This is a genomic window from Paraburkholderia diazotrophica, assembly GCF_900108945.1.
Taxonomy (GTDB): Bacteria; Pseudomonadota; Gammaproteobacteria; order Burkholderiales; family Burkholderiaceae; genus Paraburkholderia; species Paraburkholderia diazotrophica.
Genome location: NZ_FNYE01000040.1, coordinates 1 through 16,809 on the forward strand (window position 1 = coordinate 1; position 16,809 = coordinate 16,809).

The window sequence follows — 16,809 nt, forward strand, 5'->3', positions numbered from 1 at the left end:
ACAAGAGCCGTTGCAAACAGAAGCAAGTGCCGCCCCGCACAGGGGCAACGCCCGCGCCGCGAGGCGCATCGCGGATGCCAGCGAAGGGCAAAGCAAACGACCGCACCGCGGATGCCAGCGAAAGAAGCAAAAAACCAACCAGCGTCGCAGACATCAAGAAACCCGACTCACAACATGCTCCTCGGCCTCTGCATCGTCCCATCGAAAAACCGCTGCAACCGGAACGCCGACAAATCCAGCGACGGCCTGCCGTCATCGATCCATTCCGCCATCAGCCGGCCGACGATCGGTCCCATCGCGAAGCCATGTCCGCAGAAGCCGGTGGCGATCAGCAGACCCGGCGTCTGCGACGGCGCGTCGAGCACGGGAATGCCATCCGGCAGCACGTCGATCAGCCCCGCCCATGACTCGACCACCTGCGCATCCTTCAACGCCGGAAAAAGCGTGCGCAGCTTCTGCAACGCGCGCGGCGCGTGCGCGCGATTCGGCTGCGGATTCGGGTCGCGCGGGTGCAGCACGCGCTCGCCCGTGGGCACGACGCCTGGCAGACGGTCGAGCACGTCGCGCACGAACGCACCGTTCAAATGGAAGCTGAACTTCTCGCGCTGCGTCCATAGCTCGGGCAGGAACCACTTCAGCGCGCGGAAATGGCCGAACGTCATGTCGACGTCGACCTGCATGTCGTCGGCGAGATTGATCGCGCCGTTCGCGCGCTGACGGATGCCGAGGCCATGCCCCCAGAACGTCGACGCCGTGATGGCCGGCAACGGGTTCGTGCGCATGCACGTGCCGCGCACGGCCTGCTGCGGCAACGCGATGCCGAGCGTGTCCAGCAGCCGCCAGCTGCTCGCGCCCGCCGCGCAGATCACATGCCGCGCGCGGATCATGCCGCGCTCCGTGACGACGCCCGTCACCGCGCCCGCCGCCCGTTCGATGCCGATCACGCCGCAGCCTTCGAAAAAGCGCGCGCCCGCTTCGACGGCACGTGCGGCAAACGCAGCCGCCGCGCGTCGCGGCTCGGCCTGGCCGTCGCTCGCCGTGTACAGGCCGCCCAACGCCGGGCCGTGCATGCCGTGCACATGGTGGTCGATCTGCGCGCGGTCGAGCACGCGCGTATCGAGCCCATACTGCTTTGCGACGTCCATCCATTGCTGGAACGATGCCCAGTCTTCTTCGTTGTCCGCGACGTAGAGACAGCCGCCCTGCCGCCATTCGAGATCGAAGTTCAGTTCGCGTTCGAGCTGTTCCCAAATGCGCATGCCCGCCATCATCAGCGGCACTTCGGCGGCTTCGCGGCCCTGCTGGCGCACGAAACCCCATGCGCGCGTCGACTGCTGCCCCGCGATGCGCGACTTGTCGAGCACGACAGCCTTCACGCCGCGCCGCGCGAGGTAGTACGCCGCGGCGCAACCCATGATGCCCGCGCCCGCGATGACGACATCGGCTTGATCGGGAAACGGCGCGTCGGCCGGACTCAGGTTTGCGTGCAGCGGATAGGTCGTCGTCATCGGAAAGCGGATCGCGCAACGTGGCGGTGTCGAGGGTCTGCATCTTCTCAGGCCCGCGCGGATGCCGCAATGCCGGTCATGAAGCGAACCGCCACGCACCATCTTTTGCGCGCCGGCCCCACGCGCGATCGGCATCGGCAAAAGACCATCGACACCCGAGACAATGCGTTACGCATACGTTTTCGCCGCTAAAATAGAAGGGCCGGGCAACGAGCGAAGCTGTGCTGATCCGCGCAGGCAATCGAATTCAACAGAACGGGCCGTTTTCACGGCCAGGAGCGGCACGCCGCCGCGCGAGCGCCGCGCGATTCCAGGCGCGCGGCGCGTTTTGCTGTACATTGGCTGTCCCGCGCGGGGGGCGCGCCCATGCGGCGCATCCGGGAGACCCGCGCTACGCGCCGTCGAAACGACGCTTCGTCATAAACAACGATTCATACTGACAGACAGAAACTTCGCGCATGTCCAACGAAGCCACCTCAACCGACTCGCTCGCCGTCGCCGAACGCGTGCGCGAATTGATGAGCCGTCACGGCATCGGCAAGCGTCAGCAGACCAGCGAGCTTTGCCGCATCCTCGATTTGAGTTTTTCGCAGGGCCACCGCAAGCTGCGCGGCAACAGCCCCTGGACGCTCTCGCAGATCAAGAAGGTCGCCGAAGTCTTTGGCGAACCGGCCGCGCAACTGTTCGGCGCGCAGACGCTCGACCCCGGCATGGTCGGCGCCACCGCGCAAGAGGCCGTGTTCGCGATCGGCTCGATCGAGCTCGCGTGCACCGCATGGATCGGCGCGCCGATCGAAGCGGGCAGCCGGCCGGAATTCATCGCGTGGTCGAAGCTCGACCAGTGGCGCGTCGTGCGCTACGACGGCGCGCTCTATCAGAACGCGCACGAAGTCCACAAGATCGAAATCTATCCGCGCCGCGCCGAAACGGACAAGCCGCTGATCGCCGTCGTCGACGACGACCAGGCGTCCGCCGACAACCTGCGCGACTACCTGGAGCGCAGCGGCTTTGCGGCCGTGGCGATCTACGGCCTCGCCGCGTTCGCCGAAACATTGCAGATGCAGGTGTTCGACGGCGTCGTGATCGACTGGCTGTTCGGCCCGCAGACGTCGGCGGAGGCGATCCGCGCGGTGCGCGCTTCGGAAAATCCGGACGCGCCCATCTTCGTGCTGACGGGCGAACTGCTGACGGGCAAGGCGAGCGAATCGGAGATCAGCGACATCGTGCGCAACTACGATGTGGCCTGCTATGAGAAGCCCGCGCGCATGGCAATACTCGTCGCCGACCTGTCGAAGCGTTTGAGCCGGGCTTAATTAAGCGCACCGCAGGGCTACCGGGACAGGACGATCCTGTCCAGCCCGTGTCACCCTTCCACCGACGCCCCGTGCCGCGCCGCCAGCGCGCGCTGCACGGCGTCGCGCAGCACTTCGTAGTGAACGGGCTTGCTCAGGCTGTCGAAGAACGGCGCGTCGCCGTAGCGTGTCGGTCCTTCCGGCGCGTACGCGCTCACGGCGATCACGGGCGTGCGCGCCGCCGCGCACGTGTTCGCGGCGTACTCGGCCATGAATGCGTAGCCGTCCTTGTCCGGCATGTGCAGATCGAGCAGCACGAGATCGCAGCGCCTTGTCGCCAGCCACGCGTGCGCGGCGTCGGCGTTGGCGACGGCTGCCGCGTCGCATTCCATGTGCTCCAGCATTTCGCACAGCGATTCGCGGATCAGCTGGTTGTCGTCGACGATCAGCACCTGCGGGCGCCCATCGCCGTGCGCCTCCTGCGGCGCGGCCGCCGGAGCTGCGGGCGCCGCGACGGATGCGACGGGAATCGTCACCGTGAAGCGCGTGCCCTTGCCCACTTCGCTTTCGACGCCGATCGTCCCGTTGAACAGCGCGACGAGCCCCTGCACGATCGCGAGCCCCATGCCCGCGCCTTCGAAGCGCCGCGTGCGCGACGCGTCGAGCTGCGTGAATTCCTTGAAGATCAGCGGAATCTGGGTGTCGGGCACGCCGGGGCCCGTATCGGTGACGACGATCACGAGCGCGCCCGCGTGCTGCTCGAAATGCAGCGTGACGTTGCCGCGCTCCGTGTAGCGGATCGCGTTGGTCACGAGGTTGTTGACGATCTGTCGGAGGCGATGCGGGTCGGAATCGACGAGACCCGTGCGCCCGCTCGCGCTGCCTTCGAACGCCAGCCCCTTTGCGCGCGCGGCCGGCTCGTGCTCGTCGACGACGGACGCCAGCAGTTCGCGCGGATCGAAATGCTCATGGCGCAACTCGAGCTTGCCGGCGCCCAGCCGCGCGTAGTCGGTGAGGTCCTTCATCTGCGCTTCGAGATGGCGCGCGGCCGTCTCGAGCCGCTGGATCACCTTTCGATCGGCCTCCGTGTGAAAGTTGAAGCCGAGCAGCTCGATCGACGACACGATTGCGTGCAGCGGCGTGCGCAACTCGTGGCTGATCATGCCGAGAAACGCGTCCTTCGCGAGGCTCGCTTCGCGCGCGGCGCGGCTCGCCTGATGCTCGGCGTCGAGCGCGGCGCGCTGCTGCACGATCAGGTTCGTGCGGCGCCGTCCGTTCATCACGAGCAGCGCCGTCGCCGCTGCCGACAGCAACAGCAGCACGAGCCCGCCCGCGAACAGCATCCGGCGCTTCGCGATGAAGTCGGAGTTCATCGCCTCGCGATCCTGCACGTCGACGAAGCGTCGGCTCAGCGCGAGGTCGTTCACTTCCTTCCAGTGCTGGCGCAGTTGCTCGACCATCTGCGACGCAAGCGTCGGCGAACTGGGCAGCGCGTCGAGCATCGGCTGCATCGCGACCAGCATCTCGGACAGCCGCGCGATCTCCCCCTGCTGACGCTGGACGGCCTCAGCCTGCGCGGCGAGGCGCTGAGTCGAGCCCGCCATCACGCGCAGCTTCGACTGCAGCACCTGGAAATGCAGCGTGAGCCGCCGATAGTCGCTGTCGACGCCCGTCTGGTATAGCAACAGCTGGCTTTCGAGCCGCGCGTAGGCGATCTGGAGCTGCGCGGCGTCCCAGTAGAAGCCGTCGTAGGTGCCCGTGACCTGCTGGGTCTCGCGCGGATTGAGCAGAGCCGAGTACAGCAGATAGCTGATCGCCGCGCTCGGCGCCGCCAGCGCGGCGATCCAGATGACAACGAGTACGACGCGGCGCAGTGGGCGCCGTCCTATTTGACGATGAGTGCCTTGATCTGCCATACGAATTTTGCGTCCGCCGACGCCCCCGCCAGCTCGCCGGGAAACTGGTCGCGCGGGTAAATGAGAAACAGCGGGCCGAAGTCGCTGACCTGCAGGCGCTTGCCGTTCATGCTGTACGCGACGATCACGCCATAGCGGCTCGTATCGGAGACAGGAACGGTGTACGTGTAGTCATCGAGCGTGTGGATTTCGATCTCGTCGCCGTACGCGCCCACTGTCTTGAGAATATCCGCGAGCAGCGGCCCCGTGAAGGTCGATTTTGCCGTCCACGTCGTCGAAGTCGTAATGGTATGCGTCGGCAGCGCCAGAATCTGCGCCTCCGAAAAATGAAACACGGTGTGGTCGGAGTCGCTCGTCTTCGCGATTTTGCCTTTCACGTCGAGTTCGAGCGTCGTCGTCATCGGCGCGGCGCTCGCGCCCGGCGCCACGAACGCGAGCGCCAGCACGGGCACGAGCGCGAACGCGCGCCACCATCCGTATTTGTTGTTCTGCACTTTTTGGTCCCTTTCGTGTGGTCTTGTGTTTCTTGTGCGTCTTTTCCCAGCCGTGGCTCGCATTGTGCCTGACATCGCCGTCAGACGATAACGACAGCGCAGTCAGATGCCACGACACAGAATCTTTACACGGCGTGCATAATATCGGCTCAATCTCAAAAATGCCGTTTCGCCGACGCGCGTCCATCCGGCCAAACACCAACCGCAAGCCGTCATGAAAAAGCCGGTTCTACCGTTGACCTACGAACAGCTCGACCACTGGATTGATTCGCTGCAGCCCGCCCTGCTCGAAGAGCGCTTCGCGGCCGCTGTCGGGATCTTACGGGGCGGCGCGCCACTTGCGTTAATGGCTTCGCATGCGATCGGCGTGCCCGTCGCGTTTCTCAGCTACGACCGCCGCGCGCGCCATGTCACGTGGGATTCGGCGCAGCCGCTGCCGCCGCCGGGCTCGAAGGTGCTGTTGTGCGAAGACATCGCGGGACGCGGTTTCACGCTGGTCGACTGCATCGCGTTCCTCGAACAGCACGGGCTGATCGTCAAGACGCTGACGGGCGCGTTCGACGAGATCAGCCGCATTCGCCCGGACTATGCAAACGACGCGTCGGGTTTCTTCGCGCTCTTCCCGTGGGAGCGCCAGGCCTACACGGACGGTTACCGTGAGGACTGGCTGAAGGTCGAGGCGGGTTCCGCCGAGAAAATGGCGCAAGACCACGAGTACGCGACCTACGCAATCGATCTGGACGGCATCCTGCTGCCCGACGTGCCGCTGTCGCGCTATGACGAGGACCTGTCCGCCGCGCTGAACGAACGCGATGCGCTGCTGCCGTTCGAGATCCTGCCCGACGTCGATCTGGAGAAGGTGCGCGCGGTGATCACGGGCCGGCCGCACGTCGATCTGGACCGCACCCGCGCGTGGCTGGAGCGGCACGGCTTCGGCCATCTGGAGCTGGTGATGCGCGCGCCGGACATGCATGACGAAACGCCTGCGGGCGCCGCCGCGCACAAGGCGCAGGCCGCGCTGCGCTGCGGCGTCACGCACTTCGTCGAAAGCGATGCCGTGCAGGCGCTTTTCATCGCGAAGCAGGCGCCGCTTCTGCGCGTGATCTGGTGGGATGCGCTCGAGCGCAAGGGGACGCTGATCAGCGCATCGGCGTGGCGCTGAGCTTGGGCGACTTCGAGCATTCGACGGCCTTCGACGCAGAGCCGCCCGGCCGCGCCTGCCCCGTGGCGCGCTACGCCGCCGCCTGATCCTTCGCTTCGCCCAGCTGCAAGTGCCGCGCGGCGCGCTGCGACGCGACGACGATCAGCTTCATCGTCGCGCGCGTGGCGCCGACGAAGAGCTTGCGCGCATTGCGCTCGTCGAATTCGTCGAAATCGACTTCGCTCAGGATCACGCACGGCGCCGACTGTCCCTTGAAGCGGTAAATCGAGTCGAGCAGCACATCGCCGTCGCGGTAGGCGGGGTTGCCGAACAGATCGTATTTGCCCGTGAAGCTGCGCAGCCGGTGCGGGCCGAGCTGATCGAGCGGCCCGAGCACCGAGCCCTCGCGTCCGCGAAACGACAGCACCGCGATGTCCTGCTTGCGAAAGCCGAGCGCGAGCGCCTGCGTGATCGCGCGCTTGGTCGCGTCGGTGCAGCTTTCGGGCGACTGCGCTTCGTCGTAGGTCGACAGCAGGATGTCCGAGCCGTCGAACGGACTTCCCGCCGCCAGCGCACCCGCGAGCGGCACCGTCGCGCCGACCACGTCGCGCAGATAGTCGAGGATATCGCGCGGGCTGCGATAGTTGGTCGACTCGCGCAGCACCGTCCAGCCCGGCAGCGCGACACTCTCGCGCATGTACAGGTTCTGCAGCGGATCTTCCAGCCACCACCACGCGCCGCCCGGCTTCAGCAGCCGTTCGAGCGCGGGCACCCACGGCTGCTGGAAATCCTGGCCCTCGTCGACGATCAGCACGTCGTATTGCCAGCGCGCGTCGATCGGCGTCGCGGCGAACGCGCTTTCGAGCCTGTCGAATACATCGTTGCTCTGGAAATCGGGCGCCTCGCCGCTTTCGCGCACGACCCAGTCGCATAGCTGGTGATAGTTCGCGACTTTCGCCTCGGGCGGCGCGACGCGCGCGATATGGTCCGCTAGCGGCCGGTTGAAGCACACATAGAGCGGTCGCTCGCCGCGCGCGACGGCATCGTTCATCACCTGCACGGCAAGCTGCGTCTTGCCCGAGCCCGCCGTGCCGATCACGCGCAGCCGGAACGGCGTGAATTCGAGCCGCCGCGCCCATGTCGCGAGCCCGCCCGCGAGCCGCGTGACGAGCGTGCCTGCCTCGCCGACGAGTGCGCTCGCGTCGGGCGTGAGCGCGAGTTCGTCGGCGAGAAAGTGATGGATTTTTGATGCGCATGCGAGACGCGGCTCGTCGGCGGGCAGCGCGTCGAGAATGATGCCGATGAGCTTGTCCTTGCGGTTCGCATCGACGATGCGCGCGGGGTTCACGCCCGCAATCGCCGCATCCCGGACGATGTGGTCCGGGCAATACAGCAGCTCTTCGATGAAATACGTGCCTGCGCCGAAGGCCGCCGTGAAGCGCCGGTGCAGCCCCTCGATCGTGCGCGCGAGCGCGATCGCCACGTTGCGCTCCGTCTGCATGTAGACCTTGACGAGCCCTTTCGGCGTCTCGCGCAGAAAGCCCGTCTTCTGCTCGACGATCATCACGCGCCCCGACGGGCTGACGATCACGAAATCGGCCTCGCCGAACACGGAAAAGCCTTCGTGCAAGCGTGTCCAGTGCACGCCGTGATAGACCGTGTAGTCGCGCGGCAGCGCTTCTTCGAGGAGCGCCAGCGTTTCGCGCTCGCGCGCGGCGGCGCCCGTGGCGGCGAGACTCTTCCAGTCGTCGGGAACTATGCGGGCCATGCGATGCCTCGTCATGTTGGGTGCGCTCATTGTACGCAACGCGTGCATGCGGATTGTGCCGATCGGCGGCGCCCGGAAAGAAAAACCCGCATCGTGTATCGTTACTGGTTGAACGCCGCGCACGAGGCGCGGCTTGCCACTGTAGAAGAGTCAAAGAGGATTACCGGATGATTACAATCTGGGGACGCGCCAACTCGGTCAATGTCCAGAAAGTCTTGTGGGTGTGCGACGAACTCGTCCTGCCTTACGATCGCATCGACGCCGGCCTGCAATTCGGCCGCAACGACGAACCCGACTACCTCGCGATGAACCCGACGGGCAAGATTCCGACGCTCGTCGACGGCGATTACGTGCTGTGGGAATCGAACTCGATTCTGCGCTATCTGGCGATGCAGTACGGCGCGTCGAGCCTGCTGTATCCCACGGAGCCCAAAGCACGCGCGAGCATCGACCGCTGGCTCGACTGGTCGTTGTCCACGCTGCAGCCCGCCGAGCGTCCCGTGTTCTGGACCATCGTGCGCACGCCCGAGGCGGAGCGCGACAACGCGAAGCTCGCCGCCGACATCGACAATGTCGCGAAGCTGTGGAAGCTGCTCGATGTGCACCTGCAAGGGCGCTTTCACATCGAAGGCGATCACTTCACGCTCGCGGACATCGTGCTCGGCGCATACGCGAAGCGCTGGTTCGGGCTGCCGGGCGTCGAGCGTCCGTCTACGCCGAATCTCGAACGCTGGTATCAACGGCTCGCGACGCGCCCAGGCTTCAAGAAATACGTCGATTTCGATCTAACCTGAACTCATGACGATCACGCTCTATGCATGGGGCACGCCGAATGGCCGCAAGGTCAGCGTCGCGCTCGAGGAGATGGAACTGCCGTACGTCGTCAAGCCGATCAACATCACGCAGGACGAGCAGTTCGATCCCGACTTTCTCGCGATCAGCCCGAACAACAAGATTCCCGCGATCGTCGATCCTGACGGACCGGATGGCCATCCGATCAGCGTGTTCGAATCGGGCGCGATCCTGCTGTACCTCGGCGAGAAGACGGGCAAGTTCCTGCCGAAGAGTCTGCGCGAGCGCGTGCCCGTGCTCGAATGGCTGATGTGGCAGATGGGCGGCTTCGGCCCGATGCCGGGACAGGTGCATCATTTCGCGGCGCTCGCTTCCGAGGACGACAAGCGCTACGGCCTCAAGCGCTTTTCGGCCGAGACGCGACGGCTCTATGCAGTGCTGGATAAGCGGCTGGGCAAGACGGAATACGTGGCGGGCGAGTTGTCCGTCGCGGACTTTGCGATTCTCGGCTGGGCGTGGCGGCACGAGCGCCACAAGGTCGATCTCACCGACTACCCGAACGTCAAGCGCTGGTACGACATGCTGTTCGAACGTCCAGGCGTGAGGCGCGGGTTCGAAGCGAAGCTCGACTGACGCGGGCCGTTTAATTGTGCGTGCGCTGACTGCCGCGCATGCGGAGCGGCGGCATTGGTTCAAGCGCGGGGTTCGAGCGCGGGGTTCGAGCGCGGGGTTCAAGCGCGGGGTCCAACCTCGGGGTTCAACCTTATAATCAGCGGATGAAAAACGCCAAGCCAACGGCTGCTGCCGCCGTCGCGCCCGCAACGGCAGACGCGTCCAATCCAGCGCCTCGCGCGGACCACGCGCATCCGCACGCGCACGATCCACGTCACGAGCATCCCGGATATGCGCAGGGCACGCCGGCATCCGCAGAGGCCGCGCTGGCGCTGGCGGAAGAATATTGCCGCGAGCGCGGCGAAAAGCTCACGCCGATCCGCCGCAAGGTGCTGGAACTTCTGCTGACGTCGGGCCGCGCCACCAAGGCCTATTCGCTGCTCGACGACATGCGCCAGATCCACCCCGGCTCCGCGCCGCCCACCGTGTATCGCGCGCTCGATTTCCTGCTGTCCGCGGGGCTCGTGCACAAGATCGAATCGATCAACGCGTTCGCCGTTTGTCACGACCTGACGCAATGTCAGCACGGCATCCTCGTCGTCTGTCAGCAGTGCGGCAATGTCACGGAACTGCATCAGCCCGCGCTGCGCGAGGCGCTCGTCGCGCAAATCGAAAACGCAGGCTACCGGCTCGCCGGAGACGGAATCGAGCTCAAAGGGCTGTGCTCGGCATGCCAGGCCGCGCAAGCGGCCGGCAGCTGAACTCGCCGCGTCTTCGTCAGACGCGGCGCCGCGGGTCGAACGTCAGGTCAAGCCGGCGGCGCGCGCACCGATTGCATCGCGCAGCAGCGTCACCAGTGCGTCGGGCGGTGTGGGCTTCGTCATGAAGTGCTGGAATCCCTCGCCGATGCTGCGCAGCCGGTAGGCCTCATCCGTATGGCCTGTCACGGCCACTGCGACGCAAGGCGCGTGATCGCCGCGAATCTCGTGGTCCCGCAGACGCTGGATCAGATAGAAGCCGTCCATCGCGGGCAGGTCCAGATCGCAGACGACGGCATCGGGCAGCACCTGAATGGCGGCTTCAACGCCCTCTTCGGCATCCGCCACTGCGATCACGTTGGCCCCTTCTGATTCGAGCAGAATTTTCAACGATTCCCTGCTTTGCGGGTCGTCTTCGACGAGCACGATCGTGGCCTGATCGAGCCTCAATACTCCGTTCATCTTGATGTTATTGCTGTAAAAGCTGGTTATGCACTCTGACGTGGCCATGATGTTACGTACTTGTGTACCGCGCCAGCGCCGGCAGCGGAAAAGAGTTCAACGTTTCTACTCTCGTAAGGTCGTTCTTACCAGCGGACGGCGGACGCGCTGTCCGTCCGCCAACCGCTCCCGCCTCGCGTAGTCGTCACTGCGTGCACGGCGCGTTCGCTGCCGCGCACATCCCCTCTTCGGACTCGATTGTCCGCATCGAGTTGCACGCGACTGTACGCCCGCGTGCATGTCTCGCCGTGTTCGAAAAGCGCCAGAACCGGCACGACACTCGATCCCTTGGGCCAGGCGGCACCGCGCCATCTTGATGGCCGCGCAAGGCGCTTGCATGACCATCAAAAGGCATGCAGATAACGAGAGGAAGCTTGTGAAGCGCGCACAGGATGAAAGATGGGCCAGCCGGCCGAAACGGTCGAAGGCAAGGCACTGCGATAATTGCGATCCTCTTCCTGTCCCTCGTTGTCTTCGTCGCCAAGCTGTCGACGCGTGCGCGGAAGATGGCTCATTGCCGCGTCGGCGCAAGAGCATGGCGGACGTCGACCTGCGAAACACACGGATGGATCAAGCACATTGCGTGCCGCTGAAAATTGCGCCCCGGCGATGGCAAGCGCCTTTGCACGTCTGAAGAAAGTGCCTTGCCGGCAAGCGATGCGCAACGGGCGCGCGCCTCACGTGCGCGGCTTCGACACCACGCCATGTGTGAGCAACGCGACGGCATGGCGCGCGATATCGTCCGCCGTCAGCTTTCTGCGCACGGGATCGTGGCGCCACATCGCCGATGTGGCGAGCGGCAGGATTGCCAGCCCGATCACCGATAGAAACACAAGCGACGGTTCCAGATCCGGATTCAGCCGCCCTTCCTTCTGCCACCGCTCGATATACGCGATGCCGCGCCGCTGGTTCGCATCGCCGAAACGCTCGTGCATGCGCTGCTTGAGCAGGCCGCCCTCGCTGATCACTTCTCGAATCCACAGCGACGGAAACCACGGGTAGTCGCCCGCCACCTCGACGAGCCGCTGCGCAAGCAACGTGATCGCAGCGATGGGATCGTCGGGATTCGCTTCGAACGAACCGGCGAGCCGCGTGCGCAGCGGCAGGAAACGCTCGTCGATCAGCACGTCGAGCAGTTGATCGCGGGTCTTGAAGTAGTAGTGCATCATCGCGGGCGTAAAGCCTGCCTCGCGCGCGACCTCGCCGAGCGTCGTGTCGACGATGCCCTGCCGCGCGAACAGCGCAAGCGCCGCGTCCAGCAGACGGGCGCGCTGCTCGGGACCGCGTCCGCTGCCCGCCGGACGGCCGGGACGGCGTGCCGCTGCGGCGGGCGCCGACGCGCCTTCATGGTCCGCATGCGCCGACTGATCCAAACCCGATACCGATTTCCTTGCCATGACAGTGAGATTGACGAATGATCCGATGTCGCATATATTAATCTTCGTGTTAATTAATTTCAAGCCAACTTAAGCCAGCTTGAAAGCATTGGAAGCCCAGATGGAAACCCAGCCTCTTGCCCCTGACGCCGCGTCCGGCACGGCCGAGCGCCCGTCGCTGCGCGTGCTGTTTCCGGCGCTGCTGCTGGTGATGCTGCTCGCCGCGCTCGACCAGACAATCGTGTCGACCGCGCTGCCGACCATCGTCGGCGACCTCGGCGGGCTGGACAGCCTGTCGTGGGTGGTCACCGCCTATCTTTTGACCTCGACGATCGTCGTGCCGCTGTACGGTAAGTTCGGCGACCTGTTCGGCCGCAAGATCGTCTTGCAGACGGCGATCGTGTTGTTCCTGATCGGCTCGGCGCTGTGCGGGCTCGCGCAGAACATGACGGAGCTGATCTTGCTGCGCGCGCTTCAGGGACTCGGCGGCGGCGGACTGCTCGTCATCACGATGGCCGCGATCGGCGACGTGATCCCGCCTGCCGAACGTGGCCGCTATCAAGGCGTGTTCGGCGGCGTGTTCGGACTTGCGACCGTAATCGGCCCGATGATGGGCGGTTTTCTCGTCGACCATCTATCGTGGCGCTGGATTTTCTACATCAACGTGCCGCTCGGCATCGCCGCGCTGCTCGTGATCGGCGCCGTGTTCAAGCCGCGCGTCGCGCACGTGAAGCACACGATCGACTACATGGGCGCGGCCTTTCTCGCGGGCGCCCTCACCTGCGTGATCCTGTTCACGAGCCAGGGCGGCACGGTGTTGCCGTGGACCTCGCCGCAACTGTGGTTCACGCTCGTGCTCGCGTTCATCTGCATCGGCGGGTTCATCTATGAAGAGCGTCTCGCCGTCGAGCCGATCATGCCGCTCGAGCTCTTTCGCGACCGCACGTTTCTGCTGTCGAGCGCGATCGGCTTTATCGTCGGCGTATCGCTGTTCGGCTCGGTGACGTTTCTGCCGATGTATCTGCAGGTCGTGAAGTACTCGACGCCTTCCGAAGCCGGCATGCAGATGCTGCCGATGATGGGCGGCGTGCTCGTGATGTCGATCGTCACGGGACGCATCATCAGCAAGATCGGCAAGTACCGGATGTTCCCGATCATGGGCACGTTCCTCGTCGGCGTCGCGATGATGCTGCTCACCACGCTGAAGATCTCGACGCCCGTTCATGTGATGTATGCGTATATGGGCGTGCTCGGCTGCGGTCTCGGGATGGTGATGCAGGTGCTCATCCTGGCCGTGCAGAACGCGGTGCCGTTCAGGTATCTCGGCACGGCGACGTCGGGCGCGACGCTGTTCCGTTCGATCGGCGGCTCGGTCGGCGTCGCGGCATTCGGCGCGATCTTCTCGAATGGTCTCGCGGCTCGCCTGCAAGCGATGATTCCGCCGGATACCGAACTGCCGCACGCACTCGGCCCCGTTGCGATTCACAACCTGCCCGCTGTGTTGCGCGACGATTACCTGCAGGCATTCGCGAGCGCGCTGCATACGGTGTATCTCGTCGCCGCCTGCGTGGTCGTGCTCGCGTTCGCGCTTGCGTGGCTGCTTAGAGATCATCCGCTGCGCGCGCATTGAAAAGCGCATCAGACGCTTGCAAACACAAGAACAAGAAGACGTACAAAACGACGCGCGAAAGGCGTCCAATGCCTGGATAAAGGCGCGCATCGTCTCCATGACGTGCTTGAGCATAACGGCCGGCGTGCATTGCGCCGGCCTTTTATTTGATCGATGTCTTTCCTATGATCAAAACGTAACGGGCGGCGTTGCAATTCGGCCTATGCATAAACCCTGATGCGTGATCGTTTTATCCCTTTAATTCAAGGGCCGCCGCGACCGATGTGTGCGATAAGTAGCAACGTCGATTGACGCGCCGCGAGAAAGAAACCATATTTGCTCACACACAGCGGCCTCATGATGAAAGAACCGGGCCGGCTGCTACGCAGCGCATGTGGATCGAGTTCCGCCAACTCGCTCGTTTGCTTCAACTTCGATCCTGAGCATGCCGAAATGGCATCGCCTACAACTGGTTGGGGTTCAAGCATGTCTGCTGAAACGACACCTGCCCAGGGCTTCCCAACGCCATGCACACGTTGCGGCGGCGTGCTGTATCAGCATGCCGAGTTCTGCCCGTACTGTGGCGCCGATCATCCTCTCGACAGAGCGCAGCGCAAGCGCGCCGGAACCCAGTTGAGAGCCGTCGATACGCAATCGCCGCATGTGCCCGCCATGGCTACCGATCCTTCGGGTCTGCCCGCGCTCGCATCACCCGACATGCCTATTCCGCCCCTCGCCGTGCCGCACGCTGCATGGCAGGCGGCGGGTCGGTGGATGGTCACGAAAGGCGTCGTGATGCTGCTCTTCGTCGCGGCGTTGGGCTATGCGGCCTGGCTGCTGCTCGGCGACAACCGCCGGCAGGACACGAGCGGCGACGAAACGACCAACAGCGCGAGCACGGCGGGCGGATCGATTTCGCCTTACACACCACCATCCGCATCACCACCCGCACCGCGAGCAACGCCGCAATCCGTGGTGCAATCCGCAGCGCAATCGGCGCGCAGCGCGCCGACGGCAACGAGTGTGAACGCGCCCGTCGCCGACATCACGCCGACACGCGTCGCGCCGTCGAGGCCACCACCCGTCGTCCAGCATTACCGCGATCTCTCCGAAGCGCTGCGCGCGGCACACGCGGGACTCGCGCACAACAGCCTCGCGGAAGCGAAGTCGGCGCTTTCCGATGCGATGTCGATCGAGCCGAACAACGCGGACGCAGCGCAGATCCAGGGCGAAATCGGCGACCGCGAGAAGAGGCGCGACGCCGCGCTCAACGTGGCGAGCAACTGCGCGAAGGACAAGCAGTGGAGCTGCGTGCGCGAGCATGCGGCGCACGCGCTCGCAATCGACGTCAGCAGCGCGGACGCGCAGTCATTGCTCGAGCGCGTAATTCTTTCGACGGGCTGGAAGCCGCTCGCCAGCGCGGCCGCGCCCGCGACTGCCGCCATGAACGTCAACCACGCCGACGCCAATGCCAATGTGAATACGAATACCAACGGCACGCCGTCGCTGCCGCCCCTGCCGCCCGCGATCGCAACGAAAAGCACCGCGACGACAACGAGCGTCACCGCGAATCCGACGGCGACAAACGTGGCAACAAGCGCAGCAACGAACGCGACGAGCAGCAACGCGGCGAGCGCAGCCAGCGGCGTCGACGCCGAGATGCGCGCAATCATCGATTCGGGCTGGAAGCATTCGCCATCGGCGAACAAGTGAACAAATAGCAGAGCACGTCACGCAATCGAGAAGACGCAGCACACACGTATTGCAAGCCTGAAGTAACGGAGCATGCGTGCTATCCGTCAGGCGCATGCGTTTCAACGCACCGCGTTTCAACACACTATAAGGTAGGTAGACCATGCTCAGAACAATACTGACGGGATTGACGGCGCTGTTGAGCTTATTGGTCGCGTCCGTCGCCATCGCTGCGGGGGCGACGGGGGCAGCGGCGGCAGCCGGCGTCGCCACGCACTACAAGATCGTCACGGGACAGGAGCGCGGCACGTACATCCAGATCGGCGCCGATCTCGCGAAATACGTCGCACAGCCCGCGGGCATCGATCTCGAAGTGATGCCATCGAAAGGCTCCGCGGAAAACGTGCAGCGCATGCGCTTCGAGCCGGGCGTCAAGCTCGCGCTCGTGCAATCCGACGTGTATCAGGCCTATATCGACATGGCGAACTCCGGCAACGCGGACGCCGGCACGACGATCCGCCCGTTGCGCCTCATCATGCCGCTCTATAACGAAGAGATCTATTTTGTCGTGCGCAACGACTCGCCGATGAAGACGATGAACGAGATCAAGGACAAGGTGATCAGCATCGGCCCGATCGGCAGCGGCACCGCGCAATCGGCAACGACGCTGTACCGGCTGATGTTCAACCAGCCGATTCCCGAGCAGAACGTGCAGAGCCTCAGCAACGAGGACGCGATTGCCGCGCTCGTCGTAAAGAAGATCGACGTGGCCGTGATTGTCGCGGGACAGCCGGCGAAGCTCTTCACCGACATGAATCCCGATCTGCTGTCGCAGATCCGCTTCCTGCGACTCGACGCGAATGCGCCCGAAACGTCGCGCGCGAAGGAAACGTATTTCCCCGCGACGATACGCCAGAGCAGCTACCCGAACTGGCTTAAAGAAGATGTGCCGACGCTGACCGTCAAGGCGTTTCTCGTCACGTACGACTACGGGTTGCGCGATACGGTCAGCAATCTGAACCGCTTCGCCGATTCGCTGTGCAACAACTTCGATGTGCTTCAGGAGAAAGGACACCCGAAGTGGAAGCAGGTGAAGCTCGAACTGCCGCCGCTCACGAAGGGCTGGCAATACTACCCGCCCATCGAACGGCACTTGCGCGCGTGCATCGCGCACCGCGCGGCCGGCACGCCGACGACGGCCTCCGCGCAACAGCCCGCGCCGCCGAAGGTCAACAAGCGTCCGTGCTCGGATCAGGAGCGTTTGCTGCTGTTGTGCGGCAAGTGATGCGTCGAACCGAAGACGCGTCTTCATCGACGCGTGACGCCACGGCATGACGAATGCCGTGGCGC

The 16,809-nt window shown here is 64.6% G+C and carries 15 protein-coding genes; 8 read left to right on the forward strand and 7 right to left on the reverse strand.

Annotated features, from left to right (window positions below; genetic code table 11):
• Positions 1-167 precede the first annotated feature (167 nt).
• A complete protein-coding gene (locus tag BMW76_RS32665) occupies positions 168-1,508 on the reverse strand; it encodes an NAD(P)/FAD-dependent oxidoreductase (protein WP_090872780.1) in 1,341 nt (446 codons plus the stop codon).
• Between the two features lie 458 nt (positions 1,509-1,966).
• Between BMW76_RS32665 and BMW76_RS32670 the strand changes: the two genes are divergently transcribed.
• The gene (locus BMW76_RS32670; RefSeq protein ID WP_090872781.1) at positions 1,967-2,821 is read left to right on the forward strand and encodes a helix-turn-helix domain-containing protein; all 855 of its coding nucleotides are present in this window, start codon (positions 1,967-1,969) and stop codon (positions 2,819-2,821) included.
• A gap of 50 nt (positions 2,822-2,871) precedes the next feature.
• On the opposite strand, the gene BMW76_RS32675 is transcribed toward BMW76_RS32670, so the two are convergent.
• Together BMW76_RS32675 and BMW76_RS32680 are read right to left on the reverse strand one after the other, a co-directional pair.
• On the reverse strand, positions 2,872-4,716 hold the full coding sequence (locus BMW76_RS32675) for an ATP-binding response regulator (protein ID WP_090872782.1): 1,845 nt from the start codon (positions 4,714-4,716) through the stop codon (positions 2,872-2,874).
• On the reverse strand, positions 4,686-5,117 hold the full coding sequence (locus BMW76_RS32680; protein ID WP_245763477.1) for a molybdopterin-dependent oxidoreductase: 432 nt from the start codon (positions 5,115-5,117) through the stop codon (positions 4,686-4,688). The genes BMW76_RS32675 and BMW76_RS32680 overlap by 31 nt, the downstream gene beginning before the upstream one ends.
• Positions 5,118-5,424: 307 nt before the next feature.
• Between BMW76_RS32680 and BMW76_RS32685 the strand changes: the two genes are divergently transcribed.
• Positions 5,425-6,372: a phosphoribosyltransferase gene (locus BMW76_RS32685; RefSeq protein ID WP_090872785.1), complete on the forward strand. Its 948-nt coding sequence runs from the start codon at positions 5,425-5,427 to the stop codon at positions 6,370-6,372.
• Between the two features lie 70 nt (positions 6,373-6,442).
• On the opposite strand, the gene BMW76_RS32690 is transcribed toward BMW76_RS32685, so the two are convergent.
• Entirely contained in the window at positions 6,443-8,119 is a 1,677-nt protein-coding gene (locus BMW76_RS32690; RefSeq protein WP_090872787.1) for an ATP-binding domain-containing protein, read from the reverse strand.
• Positions 8,120-8,286: 167 nt separating this feature from the next.
• Between BMW76_RS32690 and BMW76_RS32695 the strand changes: the two genes are divergently transcribed.
• The 3 genes from BMW76_RS32695 (at position 8,287) to BMW76_RS32705 (ending at position 10,284) form a co-directional block, all read left to right on the forward strand.
• On the forward strand, positions 8,287-8,913 hold the full coding sequence (locus BMW76_RS32695) for a glutathione S-transferase family protein (protein WP_090872789.1): 627 nt from the start codon (positions 8,287-8,289) through the stop codon (positions 8,911-8,913).
• Between the two features lie 4 nt (positions 8,914-8,917).
• Positions 8,918-9,544 (forward strand): glutathione S-transferase family protein, encoded by a 627-nt coding sequence (locus BMW76_RS32700; protein ID WP_090872791.1) that lies wholly within the window; start codon positions 8,918-8,920, stop codon positions 9,542-9,544.
• A 143-nt stretch (positions 9,545-9,687) separates the two neighbouring features.
• On the forward strand, positions 9,688-10,284 hold the full coding sequence (locus tag BMW76_RS32705) for a Fur family transcriptional regulator (RefSeq protein ID WP_090872793.1): 597 nt from the start codon (positions 9,688-9,690) through the stop codon (positions 10,282-10,284).
• A 42-nt stretch (positions 10,285-10,326) separates the two neighbouring features.
• Here the strand turns inward: BMW76_RS32705 and BMW76_RS32710 are convergent, their stop codons facing one another.
• From BMW76_RS32710 to BMW76_RS32715, 3 genes are all read right to left on the reverse strand, one after another.
• Positions 10,327-10,791 carry a response regulator gene (locus tag BMW76_RS32710; RefSeq protein ID WP_090872796.1) on the reverse strand — a complete coding sequence of 155 codons (465 nt, stop codon included), beginning with the start codon at positions 10,789-10,791 and terminating at the stop codon, positions 10,327-10,329.
• A 335-nt stretch (positions 10,792-11,126) separates the two neighbouring features.
• Positions 11,127-11,297 (reverse strand): hypothetical protein, encoded by a 171-nt coding sequence (locus tag BMW76_RS41405; RefSeq protein WP_177200560.1) that lies wholly within the window; start codon positions 11,295-11,297, stop codon positions 11,127-11,129.
• A gap of 162 nt (positions 11,298-11,459) precedes the next feature.
• Positions 11,460-12,179 carry a TetR/AcrR family transcriptional regulator gene (locus BMW76_RS32715; RefSeq protein ID WP_090872798.1) on the reverse strand — a complete coding sequence of 240 codons (720 nt, stop codon included), beginning with the start codon at positions 12,177-12,179 and terminating at the stop codon, positions 11,460-11,462.
• Between the two features lie 100 nt (positions 12,180-12,279).
• On the opposite strand from BMW76_RS32715, the gene BMW76_RS32720 reads away from it, so the two are divergent.
• The 3 genes from BMW76_RS32720 to BMW76_RS32730 all read left to right on the forward strand — a co-directional run bounded on the left by BMW76_RS32720 (position 12,280) and on the right by BMW76_RS32730 (position 16,744).
• Complete coding sequence (locus BMW76_RS32720; protein WP_090872800.1) at positions 12,280-13,788, forward strand: MDR family MFS transporter; 1,509 nt, start codon at positions 12,280-12,282, stop codon at positions 13,786-13,788.
• A 465-nt stretch (positions 13,789-14,253) separates the two neighbouring features.
• Positions 14,254-15,480, forward strand: coding sequence for a zinc ribbon domain-containing protein (locus BMW76_RS32725; protein ID WP_090872802.1), 1,227 nt, complete (start codon positions 14,254-14,256; stop codon positions 15,478-15,480).
• Between the two features lie 142 nt (positions 15,481-15,622).
• Entirely contained in the window at positions 15,623-16,744 is a 1,122-nt protein-coding gene (locus tag BMW76_RS32730) for a TAXI family TRAP transporter solute-binding subunit (protein ID WP_090872804.1), read from the forward strand.
• Positions 16,745-16,809 lie beyond the last annotated feature (65 nt).